Below are 25843 nucleotides of genomic sequence, written 5' to 3'. Positions count from 1 at the left end.
TTTGATCCGTCGATCGCCCCAACCCTTGAAATGCCTGATTCACCGAAGCCGCAAGCTTTACCCGTTCAGATTCTCGCTTCGCGCAGCTTTGCCGATTGGCTCAGAGAGCAAAATTTCAGTCTGGCAATTACCACTTACCAGAGTTCTCGACTGCTGCTGATCGGGCAAAATCCGAACGGAGGTGTTTCCGGGTTTGAGCGGTTATTTGAGCGGGCGATGGGGCTATTTGCGGTTGGCTCTGAGCGGCTTTATCTTAGCTCTCGCTATCAGCTCTGGCAGTTTGATAATGTGTTGCAGCCGGGACAGGTTTACAACGGCTACGATCGCCTATTTGTGCCGCGCATTGCCTACACGACGGGCGATCTGGATATTCATGATGTCGTGGTCGATCGCACTGGGCGAATCTTGTTTGTCAGTACCTTACTAAACTGCATCGCCACGGTCAGTTCCCGCCATAGCTGTGTGCCGCTCTGGAAGCCGCCGTTTATCTCTCAGGTGATGAATGAAGATCGCTGTCACTTAAACGGGTTGGCGTTAGCAGAAGACGGAATGCCGGGCTATGCAACTGCTTGCAGCCAGTCGGCTCTTGCAGAAGGATGGCGCAACGATCGCCAGAACGGGGGCTGCGTGATTGATTTGCGGACCAGTGAAATTCTCTGCACTGGGCTATCAATGCCCCATTCGCCGCGCTGCTATCGAGGAAAACTTTGGTTACTTCAGTCAGGCACGGGCGAGTTTGGCTTGGTGGATCTCCAGACCGGGAAGTTTGAGCCGATCGCCTTTTGCCCCGGATATTTACGAGGCTTAACATTTTTCGGGAACTTTGCGCTGGTAGGCTTGTCTAAAGCTAGGGGAGATCGCACATTTTCTGGATTGGCGTTAGATGAACAGCTCACTCGCAACCAGTTACAAGCAAGCTGTGGCGTTCTGGCAATCGATCTACAAAGCGGCGAAATTGCTCATTGGCTGAAGCTCGAAGGCGTCGTAACAGAACTCTATGACGTTCAACTTTTGCCCCAGGTGAGGCGATCGATGGCGTTAGGATTACAAACCGACGAAATTGCTCAAATTTTGACGTTAGAACCTCTTACCCCTCTATTCACTCAACCTTAAATTTTTCTTCCTCATGGTTCTTCAAATTGATATCCGCACTTTAGTCCCCGGATAACTAAGAACCAGTTTCTCTAACTGTCTACGATTCTTCAGGATTCGTTTTTCAAAATGTTAAGACCGAGCTGCGACTTTTGTTAAAGCTCGTCCTTATTTTCACTTCATCACGTTTGAGGAGTAAAGTATTATGGCTATTGGCACAAATCCTTTTCCGCTTCAATTTAACGGTGCCGCAAATTCTCCCGTTGGTACACAGCCGCTCGATGTGGTGACAGGCGACTTTAACGGTGACGGCAGACTAGACCTGGCGGTGACAAATAGCAATTCGAACAGCGTTTCGGTGCTGCTGGGCACAGCGTCAGGCACATTCGGTCCCGCCAGTTCTTTCATAGTTGGATCTGACCCTTACGCCCTGACTGCGACTGACATTGATGGCGATGGGCGTTTAGATCTGGCAGTTGCTAATCGAGGCAGTAACACTGTTTCGCTGCTGCGGGGCACGGGAACCGGAACCTTCACGGCGGCGGGAAGTACCCCAGTTGGCGCAGGACCAATTTCGATCGTCTCAGGAGACTTTAATGGCGATCGTCGTTCTGATTTGGCAACGGTGGGTTCTAGCTCAAACTTAGTGACCGTTCTGCTGAACAACCCGGCAGGCGGCTTTGGCATCCCAAACAACTTTGCGATCGGCGTGAATCCCACCTCAGCGATCACGGCTGACTTCAACGGCGACGGCAAGCTGGATCTGGTCACCACAAACGCTGCAACAGGCGGTTCCACTCCACCCCCCGCAGGCGCAAATGCGATCGCGATCGCGCTGGGGCGAGGCGACGGTACGTTTGGCGAAACTGTTACCTTTGCCACGGGAACCGATCCCTTTTCGCTTACCGCAGGCGACTTTAACGGTGATGGCAAACTGGACGTGGCGACGGCAAACTACGGCTCCAATAACGTCTCGGTGCTGCTGGGCAACGGCGCAGGCGGATTCAACCCTGCCACAACAGTTGTCCTTGGAATCGGGGCACTTCAGCCCTACACGATCGCCAATCAAGATGTCAATGGGGACGGCAAGCTGGATCTGATCACGGCAAACAGCAGCTCTAACGCCCTAGATGTGCTGCTGGGCAGAGGTGACGGTACGTTTAACCCCCCAATCGCCCTGTCGACTGGACCTCGATCAGAACCGAATGGACTGGCGATCGGCGACTTTAATGGCGACGGCAAACCTGACCTGGCAACGGCTACCTTTGGCACAAACAACATTGCCGTTTTCCTGAACCAGACAAGCCTGATTTCGCTAAATGATGCGACGAAGACGATCGACGCTTCGCTGGAGCGGCTGTCTTCGATCACGGTTGACCTGGCTGCTGGAACGCTGGTGCTCAACAGCACTCCCCCTGCCAATACCAATGTCGCGGGCTATCGCAATGTCAACGGCACAGAGGCCAACGACACGATCGGCGGCAGTGCCGAAGCCAATATTCTCGACGGCAAAGGCGGCAATGACACGATCAATGCGCTTAGCGGCAACGATATCTTGATCGGTGGGGCAGGCAACGATGCGCTCAATGGCGGCGAGGGTAATGATAGCTATAGCTTTACGGCAAACACGCCCCTGGGCAGCGATACCCTGACAGACGCCGCCGGAATCGATACGCTCGACTTCTCGACTTCGACTCAGGCAATCGCGATCGAACTAGGCATTACCTCAGCTCAGATAGTGAACCCCAACCTGACGCTAACCCTGAACGCCGCAAACCAGATCGAGAACGGCATCGGCGGCAGCGGTAACGATCGCATCGTCGGCAATTCCCTCAACAATACGCTGGTCGGCGGCGCAGGCGATGACAATCTGAACGGTCAGTCGGGCGATGACAACCTGCTAGGCGAGGCAGGCAACGATACGCTGGTCGGTGCAAGCGGCGAAGATGATTTGGTCGGCGGCAGCGGCAATGACATTCTGCGGGGCGGCAATGGCGAAGATACCTTTATCTTTGACATCGGAAAAGCCTTTAACCAGGCAGAAATGGGTGTGGATAGGGTGCGCGACTTTAAGCGAAATCTGGATCAAATTATTCTCGATCGCACCACCTTTACTGAACTGGGGCGGCGGGTTTCGTTTGAGTCGGTCGAGCGTCTACGGCAGGCAAAACGCAGCGACTCGCTGATTACCTACATTCGGTCAACCGGCAACCTGTACTACAATGCAAACGGTTCTGATGCAGGATTTGGCGGCGGTGGTCTGTTTGCCACGCTGGATAAACCGACGCTAGCAAGCCGCAACCTCAGCACAGGCGATTTTGCCGTACGAGCATAGGTACGAGCATAGGCCTGTAGGGGCATAGCGCAGCAGCGGTTAAAAGTTACTGTTGCAGTCCCCCTTTCCTGGAAAACCATGGTTTTTGGCGAGAGGGGGATTCATCGTTTTTCTGAGCGGAGAAGGAACAAAAGAAAGAGAATCCTTGAGCGAATAGACAATCTCTCTTTTTGCCGATGTTTGTAGATTGCTTCTGTCGCTTAAGAAGGAAGATTTCGTCGTTAAATCTCCTTATGATTAGCCCCAACACTAAATACAAGCAATAGAAAACTATGGTGCAAGCAATTGAATCGATCGATCGCTCTAAAGATCGTCCCCGTGATCCGCGCAATCAGGAAGTCGTTCACCCCGCTGCCAACAATCCGCAGATTGGCAACCTGGAAACGCCAATTAACGCCTCACCGCTCGTTAAAGCCTACATTAACAATCTGCCTGCCTATCGTCAGGGTTTGTCCCCACTTCGCCGGGGCTTAGAAGTTGGTCTGGCACACGGCTACTGGATTGTTGGACCCTTTTATGAGTTCAACCCGCTCCGCGATACTGAAGTGGGCGGAACCGTTGCCCTGCTGTCTACGCTCGGCTTGATCGTCATCTCCACCCTGGCAATTTCCCTCTACGCCTCCAGCATTCCTCCCCGTCCGGTTGCGACGATTACGACCCCCAATCCCCCCGCAGACTATTTCCAACCCGAAGGCTGGAATGAATATGCAGGCGGTTTCTTCCTCGGTGGAGTCGGCGGCGCGCTGTTTGCCTATGGCATCGTCTCTAACATTGATGTATTCTCGAATATCCTGCATCTGCTCGGACAGTAAGCTGGCTTAGCGGGTCACGCCGAACAAGCTTTAGAAAAACAAATCAGCATGAAGGTAGACCTGAAACAGAGCATTGTTAAAGGTCTACTTTTTTGTATGAGCGAATTTGTATGTGCGGATCGCTAAGCTAAGCGTTTCTGCCTGCTTTAATCCTTACTGCAACAGCAGAAATTGAAGCAACGCCCAAAAAAGAACCTGCCCTTTGCAGAACAGGTTTATGGGTCAGCAAGTTTTTGGAGTTTTAGCTTGGAGCCGTTTCGACGCAAGCAGGAAATGGAATGGACAAGCTAGCCGATCAAACCCGATCGCAGCGCAAGCACGGCTGCCTGAGTTCGGTCATCGGCACACAGCTTGTTAAGAATATTCCGAACGTGAGTTTTTACAGTTCCAACAGTGATGTAGAGCTTTTCGGCGATCGCGGCGTTGCTGCATCCGGCAACAATTAGCTCCAGAACTTCCAGTTCTCGCTCCGTCAGTGGATAGCTTTCTAGAATTTGCTCGTATTCTGGCTCGACTGCGCCGATCGAAACTTTCTTTAGTTCCTCATTGATGCCGCCTGCCGGACTTGCCTGCCGGACTTGACGAAGAACGATCGTCGCGATCGCTGGATCGATCCAGGAGTTGCCGCCGTAGGTTGCTTTGAGAGCCTCTGCCAGTCGCTCTGTGCTGATGTCTTTCATGCAGTAAGAATCTGCTCCTGCGGCAAATGCTGCCAGAACGGATTCTTCGCTATCATGCATGGTCAGAATCAAAACTCTTGTACCGTTGTCTTCATGCTCACTTTGAAACTGACGGAACTGCCGGGTTAGCTCAATGCCATCCATGTCGGGCAAGCCAATATCGACAATGGCAACGTCAGGATTCGCGTTTTCCAACAGCTTTAAGCCTTGAGAGGCATTTGCTGCTTCACCAATCACTCGAATGCCTTCATAACGTTGAAGGGCAGTTCTGAGACCCACACGAGTAAGATCGTGATCTTCAACCAGAGCGACAGAAATTTCACTCATTGCTAGTACCCGTTACGATGCGTCAAAAGTTCTATTGAATAATCTGAATAATCACCAGTATGGACGATGGAACTGGAGTTTGCGTCCATCAGGAGAGGTAATATTTTCTGCGATGAGGATAAACCCTATTCTCGGGGAAATATAGCGTTTCTCGCTTTGAGTCAGGCAACTGGTCTGTCTAATGATTCTGTCTAACGCTCTTCAGCGCGCTACTGCCCGCTCGGGTGTAAATATGAGCTGCGACAGTTTGAACTTCCTAAGTTTACTTTCATTAGTGGAAAAACTCACTCCTGTGGTTGAAGCCGGGGATCGCCTGCTGTGGCTATTCTTAAGCCAGTTACAAAAATTTATATTCTCCTTCAAATAATCCTAAAGCAAGCGCAAAATGTACGATCGCCTGCTGAACATCCTGCTTGTAGAAGATGACGAAGTGGACGTAATGAACGTTAAGCGCGCTTTTAAAAAGCACAATATCACTAATCCACTTTATGTCGCTGGGGATGGAATCGAAGCTTTGGCAATGCTGCGTGAAAATGGCGATCAGCCTTTGGCAATTCCGCTAAAACGACGACTGATTCTACTGGATTTAAATATGCCCAAGATGGGAGGTATCGAGTTTCTGCACGAGCTAGGGTCTGATCCAGCACTACGTCCACTGTCCGTTATTGTATTAACGACATCAAATCAAGATCGCGATCGCGTTGAAGCATACAATCTCAATGTTGCAGGATACATTCTCAAGCCTGTAACGTTTGTCAATTTTGCAGAAACAATGATCGCGCTCAGTAAATACTGGGCACTCTGCGAACTGCTCTGAGTTACAGGTTAAAGAGCGGTGATTCAGGAGTTAACGAGCTTTTTTTGAGCAGTTTTGCTACAAAAGATAGCGCTCTGGACAACATAGAGGCTGGCGGAATACAGGCTATGGATGATGCTCTTAAAATTTTAATTGTTGACGACGATGAAGTCGATCGAATGGCTGTGCGACGTGCCCTCAAAAAAGCAGGTTTAGCAGCAGAAATCGTAGAAGTTTTAGACTGTGTTAGCACTCTTACCGCCCTTCAAGCTCAGCCGTTTGACTGCGTCTTTCTAGACTTTCGCCTGCCCGATCGAGATGGACTGACCCTGATTCAAGAAATTCGTCAGGCGGGCATCAAAATTCCTTTAATTGTGCTGACTGGACAGGGCGATGAACAAATTGCAGTCGAGTTGATGAAAGCTGGCGCGTCAGACTATCTCGCAAAATCTCAAATTTCCCCTGAAAGACTATCCCATATTCTTCGCAGTGCAATTCGGATTTATCGTGCCGAAATGGAGGCAGCTTTAGCTTATCAACAGCTTCGAGAAAGCAACGAGATTTTATTGCGTCAAAATTTTAGACTAGAGCGGCAGCAGCAGCAAATTCAACTGCAAAACCTACAGCTTTTAGAAGCGTCACGGCTAAAATCGCAGTTTCTCGCAACCCTGTCTCATGAACTGCGAACGCCTATGAATGCCGTGATTGGCTTTTCGCAAATGCTGCTGCGAGGAAGCAAAGGAACGCTCACTGCTCAGCAAACTGACATGACCAAGCGCATTCTCAGTAATGCAAAGCATCTCCTCTCCCTAATTAACGAAATCCTTGATTTTTCTCGCTTTGAGTCAGGACGACTTGAACTTCATGCAGAAGAATTCGATTTAGCAGAAGTGGTTCATGAAGTGGTTGCCGAGCTACGATCGCTGGCACAAACAAAGCAACTCAATATCACGGTTGAGATTGATCTAGCGAATTGTCGAATTGTGAACGATCGGGTTCGTTTGCGGCAAATTCTCAGCAATCTGCTTTCAAACGCGATCAAATTCACACCCGCGGGGGAGGTGCAGGTGCAGGTGGAGGGCGGCGCGATAATTGAAAGATCTGAAATTAAAAAATCTGGAACTGAAAGGTCTGAAATTAGAAGATCTGGTGTCACACCAAAGGAATTATCCGATGGATTCGCCAGTCAATCTGCAAATTATTCGGCAGCAGAACGAATTTTTATTGCCGTTAGCGATACCGGAATTGGAATTGCACGCGCCGATCTTGAACATATTTTTGAACCATTTCGGCAGGTTGAGCAAACGATTAGCCGCAAACATTCGGGCACGGGATTGGGCTTAGCGATTACCCATTCCCTTGTGCAAATGATGCAGGGAAACATTACGGTTGAAAGCAAAGAAGATAAAGGGTCAATCTTTCAGGTTGATCTTCCCAGAACGATTAGCCCGATCTACTCTACCGAGCGAGCAATGCCCCAGCAAGAAGCGATCGCCCAGTCTGTTGTTCCAATAAAGCCTGAAAAGACGCTTCAAAAGAAATAGTTGATGACAACAGAATCCTGACGGATGGACAATCATACGCTTAGAGCCTGCTGGCGAAGCGAAACACGCTTTAGGATACTCACTGTTCTTACTGTTCTTAAATAGAATTAATCTCAGGGAGAATCAATCTAAAAGTAGATTATGCTTATCATTCCAATTCTCAATCTGCTTCTCACTTCGATTGGAAGATTAATATCATCTCTGATTCATTGAATCCCGTTCCTTCCGAAGATAGAGAAAACTCTAACCATTTTGAATGAAACTATAAGATAGTAATAAGCAAGATTAAGAGCAGAGCGAGTTGCTTTAAAGGAGTAAAACAAGATTCGCAAATAAACTTAACTTCCAAACGCAACCTTCCCGCCCCATCTTGACACCTAACCTCGAGCGATCTAACTAAAAGCCTATGCCAAAAGACAGATTCAAAAGAGATAAGCCTGGTTCTCTATCTTGATGCGGATGAATTTCTAAGGCATTTGTGGGTGAATCTTTACGAGCTTATGCGTTTACTTGAGATGCAGCCCGCTTAACAAATTGCCTTAAAAATTGTCTTATAAGGTTAAGTAGCCAATCCAGAATAGGCAACTAGGCACAATTCTGGTCAGTTGTTTAATATTGCTACTGATAAGAAAATTTTGTTGTGTCTTTATCATTTAGTACAAGAGCTACCATGTCACGAACGCAGCCTTCTAGAATCGATCGCATCCTGGCAGTGGACGACTCTCAAGACAACCTGTTTCTGGTTCAGACGATTCTGGAAGATCGAGGATATGAAATTAGTCTGGCGGAAGATGGGCGAACTGCCCTGGAGATGATCGCAAAGTCGCCGCCCGATCTAATTCTGCTGGATGTGATGATGCCGGGAATGGATGGCTACGAAGTTACTCGGCGCGTTCGGCGCAACACACGCTTTATCCCGATCCTGCTGATTACGGCTCACGAACAGTCCAGCGTGGTGGAAGGATTGGACGCTGGAGCCGACGACTTTATTCGTAAGCCTGTGGACGTGGACGAACTGCTAGCACGGGTTCGATCGCTGCTTCGCCTCAAGCACAGTATTGATGAACGCGAACAAATGGTGCGCCAGCGCGAAGATTTTGTCTCTCGTCTGACGCACGATCTCAGAACGCCGTTAGTGGCTGCTGATCGAATGCTGAACCTGATGAAAGATGAAGCCTTTGGAACCGTCTCGAATGACATGGTAGACGCAGTATCGATCATGATCCGCAGCAACAAAAACCTGCTGCAAATGGTCAACACGCTGCTGGAAGTGTATCGCCATGAAGCTGGACAAAAAGCGTTAATTTTCACCTCGATCGACTTAAAACCGCTCATTCAGGAAGTGGCACAAGAGCTAAAACCCTTGGCAGAAGATCGGGGGCTGAAATTCCAGCTCGATATCGATTCGCTGCCGCCTGGCTCCAGTGTGGTTTCTGCCGATCGTCTAGAGCTACAGCGCGTCCTCACTAATCTGGTGGGAAATGCAATCAAATTTACCGACCAGGGCTTTGTCGGCATTCGCCTACTCGATGCGGGAGAACTTGCCCTGCCCGAAGACCCGATCGACCCAGGTGAGTATGAGGTTCAAGACGTTCCCCTGTTACCGAGTGAACCTCAGACGAAACACTATCTGGCAATTGAAGTTTCCGACAGTGGCTCTGGCATTTCTGAAGCGGACCAGGAAACTCTGTTCCAACGCTTCCGTCAGGGCGAACACAAGCGGGCGGGCAGTGGGCTAGGACTGTATCTATCCCGACGCATTATTGAAGCACATAGCGGCAAAATCATGGTTGAGTCCATCCCTAGCAAAGGCAGCACCTTCAGAATCTACCTCCCCACCTAACTCACTTATCCACTCACCTACTTACCCACTCCTTTCCCACACCCTCGCCACCTCATCCGCACTTCCGCTCACCAGCAACGCTCCGTCTGGCGTAAAGCCGATCGCATTCACCGACCACGGATGGGATAACGTTGCCAGTCGATCGCCTGTGCGAATGTCCCAAAGTTTCACGGTGCTATCCTCGCTGCCGCTGGCAAACATGGCTCCGCCGGGATGGACCTGCAAGTCATTGAGCTTGGCGCGATGGGCAGCAATGACCTTCACCTGTTCCGCGGAATGGCGATTCCAAAGCTTGATTGTGCGATCGCTGCTGCCGCTGATCAAAGTGTTTCCCGTGGGAGAGAGGGCAAGGGCAGTAATGCGATCGGCATGACCCCGAATCTTTTTCAGCAGTTCGTCGGTTTCAAAGTCCCAGAAACACAGGGTTTTGTCGTCGCTGCTGCTGATCAAAATTCGCTCGTCGGGCGTTAGGACAAAGCCGCTAATTTGCCCTCGCTGCTGCTGAAACTGACTGATCAATCGCCATCGCTCCAGATCCCAGAGCTGAATCAGCCCATCTCGATCGCCGCTCACCAGCGTTAAACCATCGGGACTCAAGTGCAGTGCTGTAATTCCCCAACCGTGTCCGGGCAGGGTGTCGAGCAGGCGCAGGGTTTCCAGAGCCCAGAAGTGAATCGTGCCGTCATCACTGCTGCTGATCAGGGTCTGCCCATCGGGATGAAACACCAGATCGGTGATGCGATCGCGGTGTCCCACACCAGACCAGAACGATCGCCCCAAAAAGCTGTACAGCCGTTTGCCCGTCGCTAAATTCCACAGATAAATCGCCCGATCGCTGCTGCCTGTTGCGAGCAGAGTCCCAGAGGGATCAATCGCCAAGGCAGTCAGTTCGCCTTCGTGTCCTTCGAGCATCTGCACACAGTTCCATCGCTGGCGATCGGGCTGAAGGGTCCGGGTTGCAGCAGGCTTTGCAGAAGGATTTGCCTCTATTCTTAAGTCCTGTAAAACTTCGCTGGCATGGCGATAACGTTGACGAGTTGCCTTTTGCAGCAGTTTATCCAGCACGCGCCGTAGTTCCAGGCTGATCGGCTTCGGCAAATACGATCGCCACACCCACGCATCTTCGCTCACCGAATACAGATCAAATGGGTGTAGTCCGGTTAACAAATGCACACAAGTCACGCCCAGACTATACAAATCGCTGGAAAACTCGGCTTTACCCATTGCTTGCTCTGGAGCCGCATAACCCGCACTGCCGATCAGCGTACCGGTTTGCTTGCTTCGATCGCCTGCGTTCAGCTTGGAGGCACCAAAATCTACCAGAAATAGCTGCTTCTGAACTGAATTCTTTTCATCATACGGATCATCAGAGGGACGGATAATATTGCTGGGCTTGATGTCGCGGTGAATCACTTGGCGATCGTGAATAAACCGCAGCACGGGCAAAATTTCCGCCAGCAGCGATCGAACCTGCGCTTCTGCAAAAGTCCCTTCGGTTTTCAGGACTTGCTCCAGCGTTTGTCCATCGATCAATTCCTGAACCAGATACAGCGCGTCGGCTTGCTCAAAATGCGCCAGCAGTGCCGGAATTTGGGGATGCTGTCCCAGCGATCGCAGCCGCTCAGCCTCCTGACGAAACAGCTCGATCGACTGCCGGGATTCGGGAAGAAGCTGTTTGATGACGCATTGCGCCAACTGCTCAGGCTGCTCTGAAGCCGACTGAGGTAGGGATTCATCAATTGCTAGCAGGGTTCGCCCAAATCCGCCCTGTCCAATTACCCGCAGTGCACGAAATCGGTCGCCCAGAAGCAGCGGTTTGCCGCAATTTTGGCAAAAGCGATTAGTTCCAGCAGTTTCAGCATTGGGGCAGGCAAAGTTCAGGCAATAGCTCATTCAGCTAAGGATCACGGGAGACGCTTTCTCTATCCTATTCATCTGCCCATTGAAACCAACAGCGTGGAGCCGTAGCGCGTGCAAGCGGAAATCCGATCGGAGAAATAAACTTAAGTCACGTTGGCACAAGCTCACCGGGGCGCAGGCGCGACCATTTGCCCATTTCTCGCTTAAAGCTGGCGCATCCTACCACATCATACTCAAAGCCAAAGTCACCATCCTGAACAATGCGATCGCCTTCTATTCGCACTTCAGGCGGGTTAATGTTAGCGTTAATTTCCGGGTTGATGGGATCAAAATCAGGAGACTCAGTCAGGTGGGGCTGCTGATGCGCCTCTTCTACCGCATGATAGGTAATGCAGCGATCGACATAGTGGCAGTTAACGCAAATACACATCGCCCTTCCCTCCCTTCGGCAGCAGGATACAGGTTGAATCTCCTTTTCTGCTACTCTAGCTCAAGTTGCTAGAAAACCGATGCGATTTAAGACGGATGTTTCAAAATGAAAAGGAGGAGTTTTAGCAGCACGCTGTCTTTTCGAGCAGTTTTTGCTGAGATCGATCGCCCTTCGTTTCCCTATCTGTCTTGCTCCTGTTTTTGATGTCTAGTTGTTTGGATTGACCCATTTTTGAATTACTTAGAACTTTCGCCCAGCCTGCTTCAGCAATCTTTCCCTGTGACGGCATCTGTTTTATCGCCTCAAACCTGGCCCTTTAGCCTCGAATGGCTTCCTGCGTCCACCTATCTCGTTGGCGGCAATGTGCGTGACGCGCTGCTTGGTCGCCAGGTGGAGTATCTAGATCTGGATTTTGTCATGCCCGAAGGAGCAGTCCAAACGGCAAAAGCGATCGCTAAGCACTACCATGCGGGTTTTGTTTTGCTGGATGCCGATCGGCACATTGCGCGGGTCGTGTTCGATCAGGCAACGGTTGATTTCGCGCAGCAGGTGGGAGATCGGCTAGAAGATGACTTGCAACGACGTGACTTTACGGTCAATGCGATCGCCTACAATCCCTACACCGAGCAATTGCTTGATCCCCTGCACGGATTTGCAGATCTTCAGCGTCATCTAATTCGCATGGTGGCTCCCGAAAACCTGAAGGAAGACCCCCTGCGTCTTTTGCGGGCATATCGTCAGGCAGCACAGCTCGACTTCACGCTAGAACCCGAAACCGAACAAACGATCCAGCAGCTTGCCGATTTACTGGGAACGATCGCTGCTGAGCGCGTTCAGGCAGAGCTAAGCTATCTGCTCAGCACCGCAAAAGGCACTGCTCTGCTGGTGCGGGTCTGGCAGGATGGGCTGCTTTCCTCCTGGTTGCCGCACGCGACGGGGCGGGGGTTGGCATGGATCACCCAAATCGACCGTGCCGCGATCGAACTCGATCGGCGCTGGGCAGATCAGGGTCTAGAAGTGCTGGGCTGGTTTCGAGATCAGCAGCGGTTGTCGGGCACGGGGCGAAGCTGGCTCAAGATTGCAAAGTTGGCATGCCTGGTTGCCCCTGACCTAGAACTTGCCGAGCAGGAGCTCTGGCAGCTCAAATACAGCCGAGCCGAGGTGCAGTCGGTGCTGGCAGTCCTCAAGAGTTTTGCCCTGATCCACCCAGACTCGATCCAGCCCGATCGGTTGGCTCACCTGTTAAAGCGCGATCAGTATGTGCTGTTTCGCAGTATTGGCGCAGCGTTTCCGGCTCTGGCAGTTTTAGCAGTTGCCTCTGGAATTCCACAAGAGACGATCGCCCCCCTGATCCAACGGTTTCTAACCCCCGATGACCCGATCGCCCACCCTAGCTCGATCGTTACCGGGCGGGATCTGATGACGACCCTGCACCTTCCTGCCGGACCCCAGATCGGCAAACTGCTCGAGATGCTTCAGATGGCGCGGGCAGAAGGCAAAATTGCGAGTCGTGAAGAGGCTCTTGCCTTTGCAGCACAGTGGGTGTCTGAGGGGGCAGGTGTCTGAGGAGGTGGGTGTCTAAGGAGATTGCTGCAAATGCTGAGGATGAAGCTGGAATGTGAAGCCGTTCTCCTTGGCGAAGTCGCGCCCATGCCGCTTGCCGGAACTGATGGGCAAATCGACTAGCCCTGTCAGCTTATGGTAGAATGGACTCTTTGTGGAGACTTTTAGCAGCAGTTCGATCGGGCAGTTCGAAATCAAACTCAGCCCGTTTTGAGTCTTCACACCCTAGGTCTTCACATCGTTGTTATTCCACGAGGTTGAGAATGGCTAAACGCCGAAATCAAAAAAAAGAAAAAGCACTCCGTAATTTGGCTTACGCCCGTAAGTTTCGCAAGCGCACCAATTCAGGACGGTTTGGTAGACGACGCATGGGTGGCGGTTCGCAGGAGAATGATGAAATGGAGCGGGATAACTCCAATCAGGAAGGGGCTGCCGAGGTCGAATAGGGCAAGCGGCTTGAGCCAGTTGACTCGCCAATCTCCTCAACGATTCGGTTTTTCAAATCCTGGTTTTTCAAACTCAGACAGGGAGCGATCCGGATCGCTCCTTTGTTTTTTATGTGTAGTGGGCAACTCTGCCTAACATTAAGATCTGCGCTTAGCATTAGATCTGCTGTGAAAAAGACCCGTTTTGAAAAGACCCGCTTTGAAAAGATTTGCTTCTCTTTGAAAAGACCCGCTTTGAAAATAGGGCGTTGCTGAATCGAAGGATGAAGACACAACTTGAGACCCTGCATCGCCCCCTAAATCCCCCAAGGTTGGGGGACTTTGAGGATCAGTTTCCTCCAAAATTGGGGGGGCTAATCATACTCCAATTCAGCAATGCCGAAAATAGAAGTCTAGCTGGGTGATTGAGTGGCAGGGCGAAATGATAGGGCAAAGTGACGGAGTGAGGTAACAATTTCCCTTGCATCGATCGATTAAGCCTATCTTCTCCTGGTTTACCTGGGGAGTTTCTTTTTAAGATAAATGAGCTGATATTCGCCAATCGCTCATGAACTTTGGCTTACTGCTGATCTGCCTTGCCGCCCTTTCCTGGGGCACAACGGGCGCAACGATGGTGCTGCTCTCCAGCGTGACTCAGCTTAGCCCTTTAGTGGTAGGGTTTTGGCGATTAGCGATCGCGTCTCCTTTTTTGCTGCTGCTGGCGCGTCAACAGGGAAAGCTGCGGGGCTGGCGATCGAGGTCTGAGTTTTTGACCTATGCCGGACTGGGGCTGACGATGGCAATTTATCAGGTGTGCTATTTTTGGGGCGTTTCGCTGGCGGGAGTAGCGGTGACGGCTCTGGTGGCAATCTGCTCTTCGCCCCTGTTTATCACGATTCTGGCAGTGACGCGGCTGGGAGAGCGGCTGACAAAACAGCTCAGCGTAGCTCTGGTGCTGGGATTGATCGGGACTGCGCTGCTGGTGGCAAACCCTGAAGCATTCACAGTGAACGGCAGCCGCTTTTTGATGGGGGCACTGCTGGCACTGGGCGCCGGGCTTTCCTACGCGATCGGCTCAATTATTGCCAAGGTGGGAGTGGCGACGCTGGAGCCGTTACAGGTTGCTGCGGTGAGCTTTACGATCGCTGCCATTTTGCTGACCCCGGCAATTTTGCTCACGCCGTCGCTGCCTGCTCTGGCGGCGGGAATGCCGTTTTTACTGTATCTGGGACTGGTTCCTACCGGGATTGCCTACGCGATCTATATGATCGGTCTGCGCCGAACTCAGGCAACGGTTGCGGGAATCGCTGTTTTACTGGAACCGTTGACAGCAACGCTTTTGGGAGTCGTGGTGTTTCGGGAAGCCTTTGGCGGGTTGAGCGCATTGGGGGCACTGCTGCTGCTGGGAGCAATCGGGCTTCTTAGCGTCCGGCGTTCTTAGCCCTGTTTCTGATCAGCCCTGCCCTGATAAGCCTTGTAACAATGGCGATCGTCGCGATTTCACTTGCGCTAGGGTTTGAGTAAAGGAAGCCGTTTGTCGTTCAAGTTATTGCTCTATCAGTTATTGCTCTAACAGTTATCGCTCTGAGTTATTGCTAAGGGGGACGCGAAATGAGTTTCAAGCGAATTTTAGTGGCGATCGATCATTCGTTATTGAGCCAGAGTGCCTTTGACCATGCGCTGGAATTAGCTAGACAAAACCAGGCGAAGCTGATGCTGTTTCACTGTGTGACTGCCGATGTGATGACGCTTGTGCCGCCGCTCCCTGGCGAGATGGGCGTTTCCCCCGAAATCATGCACCAGAGCTATCAGGTCGAATCGCTGCGCCTCTCTGAGCAAACTCGTCAGGTGCAAGAGCTGCTATATCACTACTGTCAAATCGCGCGGCAGGCTGACGTTTCCGTCACCTCTGAGTACCGCATTACAGAACCGGGAGAAGGGCTGTGTCAGGCAGCAAAACAGTGGGGCGCAGATTTGATCGTCATGAGGCGGCGCGGCAGATCAGGACTTACTGAAGCAATTTTGGGCAGCGTCAGCAATTATGTAATGCACCGTGCCCCTTGTGCCGTTCTCGTACTTCAGCCCAATACAGGACAATCGCCCATTCAGGAAACGATGAATGGCAAAGCAGCACGGACAGTCAACGAAGCTGCCGTTGAGGTGTAAGGGGTTGCGCGATTGAGGGAAGGAGAGCTGGATCGGGAATCCCTCTACCCGTTTGGGAGAGGGATTTAGGGTAAGGGCGCGAGCCTTTATGCGGGAAGTCTACTCTATACCCATCCCTGAAGCTGGAACCAGCCCGCCCGATCGAGTACATCCTTTCCGTAGTCTCGACCTGTGGTGTAGTAATCCACGTCGAGTCCAGCATTGTAGGCAGCCATCACGTTACCCGGCCCGGCATTGTACGAAGCCAGCGCAGCCCGCAACAGTTCCATGCCCTGAAGGTTGGTATTACGATCGAGGTAGTCGTAGTAGGGGCGCAGCACTTTCTCGATGCCGTAGGTCAGGTTTTCCTTGGGGTCCCGCCATTTGCCTGTGCTAATAAATTCTGGATGGAATTCAGCGTCGATCTGCATAATACCGCGTCCATATCCGCCGTCGCCTGTGCCGCTCGGACCTTTCGGAGCCAGCAGCAAGCCCCAAGCAGACTCACGCGAACCGATCGCTGCAATAACCGAAGGCTGGAGCCAGTCATAGCGAAGTGCCAGCTCTTCGATCATGGGCTTGTAGCTGCCGGAGTAATAGCTGGGGCTATTAATCTCTGCAAGATCCTGCTTAAAGTAGGAATAACTGCTGGGATACGTAGTCGAGAAGTTAAACGTTTTGCGATCGGTTCCGCCAACGCCGCCCGGTAGTGGAGGTTGAGGAATGGGGGACTGAGGAGGCAAGGGCCCACCGGGAATCGTAGGATTGTTGGTTGGGGGCGCACCTGTGCCGATCGTCGCCAGATTGCTATTGCCCACAAGCTCGATCAAGCTGCTGTCGGCTGCCACATAGCCGCGTTTGCCGTCGCTGGTGGTGATTTCATACCAGTTGGGATAGCTGGCATCGGTAGCAGAACGCACCTGCCGCACCACAGAAAAGCTGGTTCCTGTTTCGAGGCTTCCGATCGGCGTATTGCCTACCGTAGAGGGCTGGCTGCGGAGATTGATTGCAGAATTGGCAGTGACGCGGCTGCTGGCTTGAACTTGTTCCAGCGTGATGTTAATTGTGGAAGCTCCGACGCGCTCGTAGTACTGCACATAAAAGTCATAGCTGCCGCCCTCGCCTGCCACCATTGTTTGTGACCAAGGCGCGGATTTCGTAGTGCGGTTGCGCCAGTCGCCGCCAATTTCAGTAACGGTTTGGTCGTTGCCGGGCTTTTTAAACAAGAAGCGAGTGCCGTCATCGGACTGGCTGGTAATTTTGTAGAATTTGCCTTCTTCCAGCTGAACCCTTGTCCAAGCTTGCATCGCAAAATGCCGCGTCCGAATGCTTTTGTTGGGGCTGCCCATGCCGTAATCCTGCCGGAGTCGGGCGATGACCGTGCCATTGTTGCCCTGACTGCCTAAGTCGGTTTTGAAATCCGCCCGATTGAAGTTATAGGTGCGGTAGTTGGCGACGTTGCTGCGCGTGCGGTTAATAAAGCTGGCATTCCAGCGATCGGGAGAAGCCTGTACCGGGCGCAGATTGTTTGCTCTCTCAGCAGTGTTGCGGGATAAGCTGCGGGTGCTGGGGTCGGGTTGCACAAAGACCTGTCCGGCTTCGTTGCTTTGCAGACGATAAGGAACCGGGGTAGATTGCCGCAGGCGGCTCTGGTTGCGGGTGGCTGACCAGGTATTAAACCCTGATTGAGTTCCTGATTGAGCTAAATTGCCCCTCGACTGAACGGGCATCGCCGACAGCATAAAGCGATAACTTTGATCCGCTTCACCGTTTCCCAAAACGCGGATAAAGTATGTCCCCTGGTTTAATTCCTGCTTTAACTTTCCGTTTCTAGAATCGTTCGCCTGCTGCTGCAATTTTTGGGTCTGAACCGATCGCCCTAAAATCTCGTTGCGATCGACTTTGCCATTCCGATTTTTATCCTGCAACAGTTCTACGCCTGCTTCTGCATTGTTTACTCGCAGATTAAGATTGCTGCGTTGGTTTAAACGAAACCGATAAAGTTGATTCGGCATCCCCTCACCAGTCTCGCTGAGATTGGTGGCAATGCGAGTTTGAGTGTCTACTGCAATGGGTCTAGCCTGTTTTAGATTGACTCCAGCAAAGCTTGACATACCTGTTCCCCGTGTTCTGTATACCGAGTAGTTGCGCCATTGCGCGCATGAGCAGCGAAAATAAGCCGTAGAGAAACAGAGGCTCTACAAGCGGCGGTATTGCACCCGGCAGACTGCGGCTTGCCAATTTTGCGAATGGTGAGCGTCTCAGTCCTGTCCTGTACCCCCTTAGACGGAGGGAGCTGGCGGATGTGCCCGATCATCGCAATTTTTTTGGCCAATGCTGGCATGGGTTGATTCAATTTCTGTAACCGCTTTTGCCAAAGCGTGGAACCTGATTTACGGTAGCAAGTGTCAAACTTTGTGATGATCTCACCTTGCTGATTTCACCTTGCTGATTTCACCTTCTAGAGGCTTAACCGTTATGCGTCATTCATCTGCATCACGTCTGGTTTCGATCGCCTGCTTAACCGCCGTACTCCTGACGACTTCATCAGAGCTTGCTTCTGCATTTTCGTTTCCCTCGATCAGAGCGGGACTGCCCACTGGCCAAAACTCCAGCAGCCCCAGTGTTCAGGAACAGGCTCCGCGATCGGTTCGCATTCGGGTACGGCGGACGATCGCCCGTGAGACTGGCATTCCGGCTTCGCGTCTGCGAGTGGTTGCTGCTACCAAAGAAACCTGGCAGGATGGCTGTCTGGGCTTGGGCGGACCTGCGGAAAGTTGCTTATTGGCACTGGTGCAGGGTTGGCGCATCACCGTGACAGACCGATCGCAAACCTGGATCTACCGCACCGACAGCACAGGTCAAGCCATCCGGCAGGAAAGCCACACGGGATCGAGTGCCTTACCTCAGCAGGTCAACGATCGAATCTTATCGGCAGCTTCGCAGGAGTCGGGAATTCCGCTCGATCAACTGCAAATTACTCAGGCTGAGCAAAAAAACTGGGATGGCTGTCTGGGTATTGAAACCGGGACTGCAATATGTTCCCAGATTGCTATCTTCGGCTGGCGTGTTGTTGTGTCTGGAAACGGCAAAAGCTGGGTCTATCACTCTAACAACGATGGCTCGCAGGTTCGCTTAAATCGCTTTGCGACTGCCAGCCTGGAGGGAGTCCGGTTTTTGTCGGAAGTGGCTACTCCCCTCGAAGAGCAGGTTTTGTTTCGCTCGATCGCCAGCGGCGGCATTGCCGGACACACCTATGAAACCATTCTGCTGAAAAGCGGTCAGGTGATGCGATCGCTGCTGCGGGCAGACCAGTCCTCGTTTCCGCCCCACATTCATCAGATATCGCAGGCGCAAGTCCAAGAATTTGAAAAGCTGCTGCAAGGCTTTCACTTATTCGATCGCCTCAGCTATACTCCCAGCCAACCAACCGCAGACACAATTACCATCACGCTCAGCAGCCAAACCAGCACAACGCAATACGTTGATTTTGTCGCCGCTCAGCTTCCTCCCGATCTGCTGACGATCGTGCAGGCTTGGGGAGCGATCGCAGGCAATCCCTGAACTGGGGTTTTCAGGTACGGTGCGCGGACAGGTGGGTGTTTTGAGTGGCATTCCTGCATCAAGGGCGGAAGTTCTTGCAAGACAGCCCTTTCCACCATTTGAACCCCAATTCCCTTCCGCGCAACCACCAAACTCTTGACCCGTCTCGATTTGGGACAGGATTCAAAATGAAATTTCTTGCCATCCACTATAGAAATGCTACAACCCGGTCAATTCGTACAATCGAACCTCGAAAACTCCATAAATCAAAGCTTTCAGCAACCCGTCATTTCAACCAAATCAAAACCCTATCAGGGATTGACTATAAAAAATCCCCCGCCTAAAGAGACAGGGGCGATCGCAATTAGTGCGCGATGTGAGTATTAAGGTTACGGAGCAAGTCCGCTTATGCCTGAGACGGAATCGGTTGAGGGGGAGCTGATTTTGCAGCAGCACGGTCTTGCAGAAGTTGGATGATGGAGGACTTCTCCAGTAAACCTGCAGGCTTCTTATCTTCCTTAAGCACCACTAATTCAGGCAAGTTTTTCTCTTCGATCAGGTTCACTACATCTAGCAGCGGCTGATCAGAGGCGATCGTTTCTAGTTGAGTGATAGGCTGCATAATTTGCCGCACCGAGATATCCCACCAGTCATTCGTCGGGATCATCTTCATAGCATCCACTTCGACCTGACCCACAAGCTGACCGTTTGTATCCGTCACCAGATACCTCCGCCAGTTTGCCGGATTGCCAATGATGTACTGATTTGCAAATTCCCGCAGCGAAATCTCAGACGAGACGATCGGGCTATTAGGAATCACCGCATCTTCGGCAGTTAGACCGCTCAACTGTTCTTGCACCGCAGCAGCCTGGGCATAGCGATCGGCATTTTGCAGTAAGAACCAGCCCACCAGCAGCGTCCAAAAACTACCGAATTGGATAAAGCCCAGCACCGACAAGCCACCGATGCCAATCCCCAACCAGCCCAGAAAGCGACCAATACGGCTGGCAAATGCAATTCCCTTGTAGGGCTTACCCGTCAGTTTCCAAACGAGCGCCTTCACCACGTTTCCGCCATCTAGAGGTAAACCGGGCAGTAGGTTAAAAATGCCTAATGCCAGATTAATCGAGGCAAGGACACCGACCACCACCATTAGTGGAGCGGGGAGAGCAGTGAAGATATTTAGAGCTGTAAAAATGCCAAACAGCGCAAAACTCACCAGCGGCCCTGCAACGGCAACCCAGAACGCCTCTGCCGGAGTCTTCGATTCTTCACCCAAACTTGCCAGTCCACCAAAGATAAACAGCGTAATGGACTTGACCGGAATTCCCTGCCGCATGGCTACCAGGCTATGTCCTAACTCGTGTGCCAGCACCGAAGCAAACAGCAGCAGAGCCGTCACCAGCCCCAGCACCCCAGCAGACACGCCGAGCTGCGGAAAAGCCGCGCCTAACTGACTGCCATAGTCCCAGGTCACAAGCGAGAAGACCAAAAACCAGGATGCGTTGACGAAAAAAGGAATTCCAAACAGGCTACCGATCCGTAGATTACCGTTCATGTGTTCTGACCTCCTGCCAAGCAGGAACCAACAATGCCCTCATCGTAACGGAATATAAAGCAGCGTTTAATCTTTCGATCGCCGTAATCGCCGTCCCTCTCCGGTGTGGGAAACTGTCCTAATCACGAGATAGGGCAAATCGAACCCTACAGCACTTTCTCTACAGCACCTTCTCTAGAAACTGACAGGCGCGTTCGCTCTTAGGATTAGAGAAGAACACATCCGGCGGCGCATCTTCAGCAATATTGCCGTTATCAAGGAAGATAATGCGGTCGGCAACTTCTCGCGCAAAGCCCATTTCATGCGTCACGATCGCCATTGTGATTTGGGTTTGTGCCAGTGCCTTCATCACGTCCAGCACTTCTTTCACCATCTCCGGGTCTAGCGCAGAAGTGGGCTCGTCAAACAGCATCACTTGAGGTTCCATTGCCAGCGATCGGGCGATCGCAACCCGCTGCTTTTGTCCACCCGAAAGACGAGAAGGATACACTTCAGCTTTTTCTGATAGCCCGACTCGATGCAGCAACTCCATTGCTTTTTCCCGTGCCTGAGCTTTGGGCAGTTTTCTGACCTTAGTCGGCGCGTAGGTCAAATTGTCCAGCACAGTCATGTGTGGAAACAGATTAAAGTGCTGAAACACCATGCCGATATTTTGACGCACATCTTTGATATCAACTTTAGGAGAAGTAATATCTTGATTGTCGATATAAATGCGTCCGCGTGTTGGCATTTCGAGCAAATTCAGACAGCGCAAAAAGGTTGACTTACCGCATCCTGAAGGGCCAATAATCGCAACCACCTGACCCTTTTTGATCTCAGTTGAAATATCTTTTAGAACGTTCAACTTGCCGAATGATTTTGATAAAAATTCTGTCCTAATCACTTTTCCGCATCCTCCGTTCTAAGCGGCGCGATAGCACGGTAAAGCCCATCACCATCACGTAGTAAACCAAACCAACCAGAATTAACGGTTCAAAAAAAATAAACTTTTCAGCCGCAACAATTTGTCCGCGCCGCATTAAGTCTAGCGCACCGACCGTAGACACCAGAGACGAGTCTTTCAGCAAGGCAATACTTTCATTTACTAGCGCAGGCAAAATGTTTTTAAATGCCTGAGGCAAGATAATATCCCACATCATAAGCGGGTAGGCAACACCCATCGACATTGCGGCTTCGCGCTGCCCTTTATCAACTGCCATAATGCCACCGCGAATCGTTTCCGAGCTATAGGCAGCAGAATTGAGTGAAAACGTAATTACCCCTGCCTGGAAGGCAGGAATCGAATAGCCAATTAGCTGAGGTGTCGAGAAGTAAATAATCGCAAGCTGCAAAATCAGTGGTGTACCGCGAAAGACAGAAGTATAAAAATCAGCAAACCAGCGCAATGGTTTAAACGTAGAAATTTTAAAAATCGAAAGAATCGTTCCCCAGGTAAACCCAATCACCGCAGAAACCAGCGTAAACCCCAGTGTCACTCCAATCCCTTGAAGAATAAATGGAATGTTAGGAACAATCCTGGAGAAATCAAGGCTAAATTTAGTTGGAGCGGCTTGCCCAAAAATGCTGGCAGCAGTTTCAATTTGAAAAGCGTTGAGGATGCCAGCCGTCCAATCGACTGATGATATTTCCATTGTCAAATAATCGTTATCAAGAAATAACTTCTAAACAATCCAATAAATCGGCTCAAAAAAGCGAGTAATTAGATACTAAAAGCGCAGGAACCGATCGCCAGAATCAAAGAAGGTTTGAACAGGAATGTTTGAACAGTGCTGATTGCGAATTACTCCCTTAACAGGCCAATTCTGGAAGAAATCTAGCTCTCTAAAAGTTTTCTAGAAGTCCTCAAAGTCCTCCAGGATTGGGAAGTCTAAGGGGCAATTTAGAACCGAGAACACTCTTCAAACATTCCTTTAGACTTTCAGAATTACATCGGAGTTGACGATGTTTAATTTCCTCAATCTAATCCTTCGATCGATCTCCTGCTCCAGTTCCACTATTTTGCTGCCGGTACAGAAGTGCTAAACCACTTGCTTACGAGCTCTTCTACTTTGCCGTTCTCAATCATTTCGCCCAGAACGCGATCGAATTCAGCCGTCAGCTCAGACCCTTTCGGGAAAGCAATTGCTGAACCTGCTTCTCCTGCGTTGGGAATTGTGTTGAATTCCAGGTCAGGATTGGACTCAACATAGCCCTTTGCAACGGTGTCTTCAACAATCGCTGCTTCGATTCGCCCTGCCTTTAATTCCTGAATAATTTCATTAATTCGGTTAAGCGGCTTAATGTTGAGGCCCAAGTTTTTCTCTTCGTTGAGATCTTTCGCAACTCCTTCTTGAATCGTACCAAGCTGGACGGCAACGGTCTTGCCTTTCAACGCATCAGTCGTTCTGAAATTGCTGCCCTGTCTGGCGACGATCGTGTTTTTCGCTTCGTAGTAGATGCGAGAAAAATCAACGCTTTGCTTGCGCTCTGGGGTCGGAGTCATGCCTGCCATCACAAAGTCGGCTCGCTTTGTTTGCAGTGCCGAAACTAAACCGTTGAAATCAATATTTTGAATTTGCAGATCGTAGCCCAGCCTGCTGGTAATTTCCTTTGCAATGTCAACATCAAAACCGATAATTTCCTGACTTCCCGAACTCGAATCAACATACTCATAGGGAGGATAGTCTGCAGAAGTTGCCATTGTTACCGTTCTGCTGCCGCTGCCGCTTCCTGCATTTTGGTTAGCATTACAGGCAGTCATCACCGAAATGGTTAACAGTGTGGAGAAGAGGACTGTCAATAGAAACTTAAATCGTTTGAACATAGCTCGAACTAAGGTTGTAGTGGAAATGGGGAGAAAGGGCGTCGCTTTCTGTGAGGGTTCGCCTGAGAAATGCCGTATGGTTAGAAAGCAATTTCTGATACAAACTGATACAAAAGAAAGAGCTATCTCAACCCTCGCAAGAATTAAGCATTTTTTGAATCAATGACATCTTTCCGCAGTCATAAGACAACGGTGTTCATTTCTCATGGGTTGATTGTCTAGCTACAGAGAAACAGAAGCCTCATCCAAACGCAGGAATTCTAGCTGCCAAAGGGGTGATTTCAGCAGCAGTTGTTAAGCATCTCTGATTAGAGCGACAAAAATCCTGGCTCTAATCCCAAATCCACAGCAATGCGATGGGCACAGGCAAAGCCTGAAAAGGCAACGGCATTTAAACCCTGCCCTGGAAATGTGCTGTCTCCAACGCAGTAAAGTCCCGCGATCGCTGTTCGATTCAGGGGCATTCCCAGCAATCCCAGGAGCTTTCGAGCGGGGATCGGTCCATAGGTGCCATCAGTCCGTCCGAGAAAGCGGCGGTGAGTGCGGGGTGTTCCGGCTTCTTGATAAACGATCGCCTTTCGCAAACCCGGAAAAACGGCGTTTAAGCGATCGATGATCTGAGCGGCAACGGCTGCTTTTTGCTTCTGATAATCTGTGGGCGAAAGGTTTTGCCAGTCGTGAATCCAGTCGGGCGTAAAGGCATGAATAATATGATGTCCACTCGGAGCCAGAGCAGGATCAAGCAGCGTCGGGATCGACACAAAAAGCGTTCCCCGTGCGGTTTCCATTTGGGTCCAGTCTTCCAGCACCACATGATGGCAGTCGGTTCCGATTGGCAAAACCTCACCTCGAACTCCCAGATGTAGGCTGAAAAAACTGGGTGATTTCTGATAGCGTTGCTGCCACTTGACCTCTTGCGGAGGCAGAATCGATCGCGGCAGCAGTTTACTAAAGGTGTCCCATCGCGTCGCGTTTGAGACAATTCGCTTTGCCCGCAGCACTTCACCCGATGCCAGCCTCACCCCAACGGCTCTTCCCGCCTCGCACAAAATTTCTGTCACCCGCGATCGATAGCGAATCTGTCCTCCCGTTTTCTCCAAGCCCTCCACGAGCTTTTGGGCGATTTGTCCCACGCCTCCCTTGGGATACCGAACCCCGCCGTAGTGTCGATCGCTAAACACCATTCCCGCATTGATCATGGGTGTACGATCTGCCCGCACAACCGACCAGATGTAGCATTCCAGATCAATCCATCGCAACAGTTGAGGATCACGAATGAAGCGACGCGCAACCCCGCCCACGTTTTGCGGCAGATAACGCGCCAAACCCAGACAGGCAAACGGATGCTGGAAGAACGATCGCATCAAATAACGCGGCTCTTCCAGCGACAGCAGATCCATCTGATTCAGACAGCGAAATACCTGCCAGCACTCGTCATAGAAACGGCGAATTCCTGCTTGCTCCTGGGGAAAGCGATCGATCAGTTCCTGTAAAAACTTCTCATAATCCCGATGAACTCGAATCGTCTCACCACTCGGCAAATGGTAATGCACCTGCACTGGATCGGGAATCGTTTCTAGACTCACATTCACCGCTTGCAGCGCCCGACTGAGCAAATTCGTCGTTCCTTCGCTGCCAAAGCCAAAAATCATCGAGGCTCCCACATCAAACCGATAGCCCCGCTGCTCCGAATTTTCCCCAGAAGGGAACCGCTCAAAATACCCCGCACTGCCCCCCGGAATCAAATACCGCTCCAGCACCAGCACCTTTGCCCCTTTTGCCGCAAGCTGAGTCGCCGCCACTAGACCCCCAATCCCAGAGCCTATTACGATCGCATCCAATTCACCGTTCCCCGATCGAGCAAGCATGAGGCGATCGGACTGAGGCAGGCTGAAATCAGAACTTTGAGCAGAAATATCCGACATCGCACAGTCGCACCGTTAATTCGCACCTTTGTAGCACAGTAGCAGATCATCTTAACCCTAATATTGTCCGCCCTTCGGGTACTGTCTGTCTGCCCTTCGGGTACTGCCCGTCCTTCAGGAATGAGCTGATCCCTCTAGCTTCCGTCTGTCTAACTCCTATCT

The 25843-nt window shown here is 51.1% G+C and carries 20 protein-coding genes and 1 pseudogene; 11 read left to right on the top strand and 10 right to left on the bottom strand.

The features are described from left to right. The first annotated feature begins 30 nt into the window (after nt 1-30). From NDA02_RS09795 to NDA02_RS09785, 3 genes are all read left to right on the top strand, one after another. Complete coding sequence (locus tag NDA02_RS09795; protein WP_348254860.1) at nt 31-1113, top strand: TIGR03032 family protein; 1083 nt, start codon at nt 31-33, stop codon at nt 1111-1113. A gap of 184 nt (nt 1114-1297) precedes the next feature. Continuing rightward, nucleotides 1298-3427 carry an FG-GAP-like repeat-containing protein gene (locus NDA02_RS09790; RefSeq protein WP_190793615.1) on the top strand — a complete coding sequence of 710 codons (2130 nt, stop codon included), beginning with the start codon at nt 1298-1300 and terminating at the stop codon, nt 3425-3427. 272 nt (nt 3428-3699) lie between these two features. Beyond that, nucleotides 3700-4239, top strand: coding sequence for a photosystem I reaction center subunit XI (locus NDA02_RS09785; protein WP_190793614.1), 540 nt, complete (start codon nt 3700-3702; stop codon nt 4237-4239). Nucleotides 4240-4526: 287 nt separating this feature from the next. On the opposite strand, the gene NDA02_RS09780 is transcribed toward NDA02_RS09785, so the two are convergent. After that, nucleotides 4527-5246, bottom strand: a complete 720-nt coding sequence (locus tag NDA02_RS09780) for a response regulator transcription factor (protein WP_190793613.1) — start codon at nt 5244-5246, stop codon at nt 4527-4529. A 385-nt stretch (nt 5247-5631) separates the two neighbouring features. Between NDA02_RS09780 and NDA02_RS09775 the strand changes: the two genes are divergently transcribed. From NDA02_RS09775 to NDA02_RS09765, 3 genes are all read left to right on the top strand, one after another. After that, on the top strand, nt 5632-6063 hold the full coding sequence (locus NDA02_RS09775) for a response regulator (protein ID WP_190793612.1): 432 nt from the start codon (nt 5632-5634) through the stop codon (nt 6061-6063). Nucleotides 6064-6170: 107 nt separating this feature from the next. After that, complete coding sequence (locus tag NDA02_RS09770; protein ID WP_190793611.1) at nt 6171-7586, top strand: ATP-binding protein; 1416 nt, start codon at nt 6171-6173, stop codon at nt 7584-7586. Nucleotides 7587-8256: 670 nt separating this feature from the next. After that, complete coding sequence (locus tag NDA02_RS09765; protein WP_190793610.1) at nt 8257-9429, top strand: HAMP domain-containing sensor histidine kinase; 1173 nt, start codon at nt 8257-8259, stop codon at nt 9427-9429. A 21-nt stretch (nt 9430-9450) separates the two neighbouring features. On the opposite strand, the gene NDA02_RS09760 is transcribed toward NDA02_RS09765, so the two are convergent. Both NDA02_RS09760 and NDA02_RS09755 read right to left on the bottom strand, forming a co-directional pair. After that, complete coding sequence (locus tag NDA02_RS09760) at nt 9451-11322, bottom strand: serine/threonine-protein kinase (RefSeq protein ID WP_190793609.1); 1872 nt, start codon at nt 11320-11322, stop codon at nt 9451-9453. Nucleotides 11323-11437: 115 nt separating this feature from the next. After that, nucleotides 11438-11719: a Ycf34 family protein gene (locus tag NDA02_RS09755; protein WP_190793608.1), complete on the bottom strand. Its 282-nt coding sequence runs from the start codon at nt 11717-11719 to the stop codon at nt 11438-11440. Nucleotides 11720-11950: 231 nt separating this feature from the next. On the opposite strand from NDA02_RS09755, the gene NDA02_RS09750 reads away from it, so the two are divergent. Next, the gene (locus NDA02_RS09750) at nt 11951-13285 is read left to right on the top strand and encodes a CCA tRNA nucleotidyltransferase (RefSeq protein WP_242067504.1); all 1335 of its coding nucleotides are present in this window, start codon (nt 11951-11953) and stop codon (nt 13283-13285) included. A gap of 12 nt (nt 13286-13297) precedes the next feature. Here the strand turns inward: NDA02_RS09750 and NDA02_RS09745 are convergent, their stop codons facing one another. Further along, the gene (locus NDA02_RS09745) at nt 13298-13504 is read right to left on the bottom strand and encodes a hypothetical protein (protein WP_190793607.1); all 207 of its coding nucleotides are present in this window, start codon (nt 13502-13504) and stop codon (nt 13298-13300) included. A gap of 41 nt (nt 13505-13545) precedes the next feature. Between NDA02_RS09745 and NDA02_RS09740 the strand changes: the two genes are divergently transcribed. The 3 genes from NDA02_RS09740 (at nt 13546) to NDA02_RS09730 (ending at nt 15873) form a co-directional block, all read left to right on the top strand. Beyond that, nucleotides 13546-13728 (top strand): hypothetical protein, encoded by a 183-nt coding sequence (locus NDA02_RS09740; protein WP_190793606.1) that lies wholly within the window; start codon nt 13546-13548, stop codon nt 13726-13728. A gap of 547 nt (nt 13729-14275) precedes the next feature. Then, nucleotides 14276-15148, top strand: coding sequence for a DMT family transporter (locus NDA02_RS09735; RefSeq protein WP_190793605.1), 873 nt, complete (start codon nt 14276-14278; stop codon nt 15146-15148). A gap of 170 nt (nt 15149-15318) precedes the next feature. Further along, on the top strand, nt 15319-15873 hold the full coding sequence (locus NDA02_RS09730; RefSeq protein ID WP_190793604.1) for a universal stress protein: 555 nt from the start codon (nt 15319-15321) through the stop codon (nt 15871-15873). A 104-nt stretch (nt 15874-15977) separates the two neighbouring features. Here the strand turns inward: NDA02_RS09730 and NDA02_RS09725 are convergent, their stop codons facing one another. Next, nucleotides 15978-17966 carry an SH3 domain-containing protein gene (locus NDA02_RS09725; protein ID WP_190793603.1) on the bottom strand — a complete coding sequence of 663 codons (1989 nt, stop codon included), beginning with the start codon at nt 17964-17966 and terminating at the stop codon, nt 15978-15980. Nucleotides 17967-18330: 364 nt separating this feature from the next. Here NDA02_RS09725 and NDA02_RS09720 point away from each other — a divergent pair, with 364 nt between their 5' ends. Beyond that, nucleotides 18331-19416 (top strand): hypothetical protein, encoded by a 1086-nt coding sequence (locus NDA02_RS09720; RefSeq protein ID WP_190793602.1) that lies wholly within the window; start codon nt 18331-18333, stop codon nt 19414-19416. A gap of 385 nt (nt 19417-19801) precedes the next feature. Here the strand turns inward: NDA02_RS09720 and NDA02_RS09715 are convergent, their stop codons facing one another. The 5 genes and pseudogenes from NDA02_RS09715 to crtH all read right to left on the bottom strand — a co-directional run bounded on the left by NDA02_RS09715 (nt 19802) and on the right by crtH (nt 25624). Beyond that, the gene (locus NDA02_RS09715; protein WP_190793601.1) at nt 19802-20953 is read right to left on the bottom strand and encodes a site-2 protease family protein; all 1152 of its coding nucleotides are present in this window, start codon (nt 20951-20953) and stop codon (nt 19802-19804) included. A gap of 160 nt (nt 20954-21113) precedes the next feature. After that, on the bottom strand, nt 21114-21836 hold the full coding sequence (locus NDA02_RS09710) for an ATP-binding cassette domain-containing protein (protein WP_190793600.1): 723 nt from the start codon (nt 21834-21836) through the stop codon (nt 21114-21116). Beyond that, nucleotides 21829-22485, bottom strand: a pseudogene (locus NDA02_RS09705) (amino acid ABC transporter permease); the annotation flags it as partial. The pseudogene NDA02_RS09705 and the gene NDA02_RS09710, both read right to left, overlap by 8 nt. Before the next feature lie 461 nt (nt 22486-22946). After that, nucleotides 22947-23756 carry a transporter substrate-binding domain-containing protein gene (locus tag NDA02_RS09700; RefSeq protein WP_190793598.1) on the bottom strand — a complete coding sequence of 270 codons (810 nt, stop codon included), beginning with the start codon at nt 23754-23756 and terminating at the stop codon, nt 22947-22949. A gap of 308 nt (nt 23757-24064) precedes the next feature. Beyond that, nucleotides 24065-25624 carry a carotenoid isomerase gene (crtH, locus tag NDA02_RS09695; protein ID WP_199296737.1) on the bottom strand — a complete coding sequence of 520 codons (1560 nt, stop codon included), beginning with the start codon at nt 25622-25624 and terminating at the stop codon, nt 24065-24067. Nucleotides 25625-25843: the final 219 nt, after the last annotated feature.

The sequence above is a fragment of the Leptolyngbya sp. ST-U4 genome, from assembly GCF_039962215.1.
Taxonomy (GTDB): Bacteria; Cyanobacteriota; Cyanobacteriia; order Elainellales; family Elainellaceae; genus Leptolyngbya_A.
Note: the sequence above shows the minus strand (reverse complement) of the source record. Positions and strands in the feature narration are given on the sequence as shown.

Excerpts from the sequence above, each read along its gene's own strand:
- NDA02_RS09780 (WP_190793613.1), bottom strand. The coding sequence starts at position 5,246 with ATGAGTGAAATTTCTGTCGCTCTGGTTGAAGATCACGATCTTACTCGT.
- NDA02_RS09775 (WP_190793612.1), top strand. The coding sequence starts at position 5,632 with ATGTACGATCGCCTGCTGAACATCCTGCTTGTAGAAGATGACGAAGTG.
- NDA02_RS09790 (WP_190793615.1), top strand. The coding sequence starts at position 1,298 with ATGGCTATTGGCACAAATCCTTTTCCGCTTCAATTTAACGGTGCCGCA.
- NDA02_RS09700 (WP_190793598.1), bottom strand. The coding sequence starts at position 23,756 with ATGTTCAAACGATTTAAGTTTCTATTGACAGTCCTCTTCTCCACACTG.
- crtH (WP_199296737.1), bottom strand. The coding sequence starts at position 25,624 with ATGCTTGCTCGATCGGGGAACGGTGAATTGGATGCGATCGTAATAGGC.
- NDA02_RS09720 (WP_190793602.1), top strand. The coding sequence starts at position 18,331 with ATGCGTCATTCATCTGCATCACGTCTGGTTTCGATCGCCTGCTTAACC.
- NDA02_RS09795 (WP_348254860.1), top strand. The coding sequence starts at position 31 with ATGCCTGATTCACCGAAGCCGCAAGCTTTACCCGTTCAGATTCTCGCT.
- NDA02_RS09740 (WP_190793606.1), top strand. The coding sequence starts at position 13,546 with ATGGCTAAACGCCGAAATCAAAAAAAAGAAAAAGCACTCCGTAATTTG.
- NDA02_RS09760 (WP_190793609.1), bottom strand. The coding sequence starts at position 11,322 with ATGAGCTATTGCCTGAACTTTGCCTGCCCCAATGCTGAAACTGCTGGA.
- NDA02_RS09730 (WP_190793604.1), top strand. The coding sequence starts at position 15,319 with ATGAGTTTCAAGCGAATTTTAGTGGCGATCGATCATTCGTTATTGAGC.
- NDA02_RS09715 (WP_190793601.1), bottom strand. The coding sequence starts at position 20,953 with ATGAACGGTAATCTACGGATCGGTAGCCTGTTTGGAATTCCTTTTTTC.
- NDA02_RS09735 (WP_190793605.1), top strand. The coding sequence starts at position 14,276 with ATGAACTTTGGCTTACTGCTGATCTGCCTTGCCGCCCTTTCCTGGGGC.
- NDA02_RS09785 (WP_190793614.1), top strand. The coding sequence starts at position 3,700 with ATGGTGCAAGCAATTGAATCGATCGATCGCTCTAAAGATCGTCCCCGT.
- NDA02_RS09755 (WP_190793608.1), bottom strand. The coding sequence starts at position 11,719 with ATGTGTATTTGCGTTAACTGCCACTATGTCGATCGCTGCATTACCTAT.
- NDA02_RS09765 (WP_190793610.1), top strand. The coding sequence starts at position 8,257 with ATGTCACGAACGCAGCCTTCTAGAATCGATCGCATCCTGGCAGTGGAC.
- NDA02_RS09725 (WP_190793603.1), bottom strand. The coding sequence starts at position 17,966 with ATGTCAAGCTTTGCTGGAGTCAATCTAAAACAGGCTAGACCCATTGCA.
- NDA02_RS09770 (WP_190793611.1), top strand. The coding sequence starts at position 6,171 with ATGGATGATGCTCTTAAAATTTTAATTGTTGACGACGATGAAGTCGAT.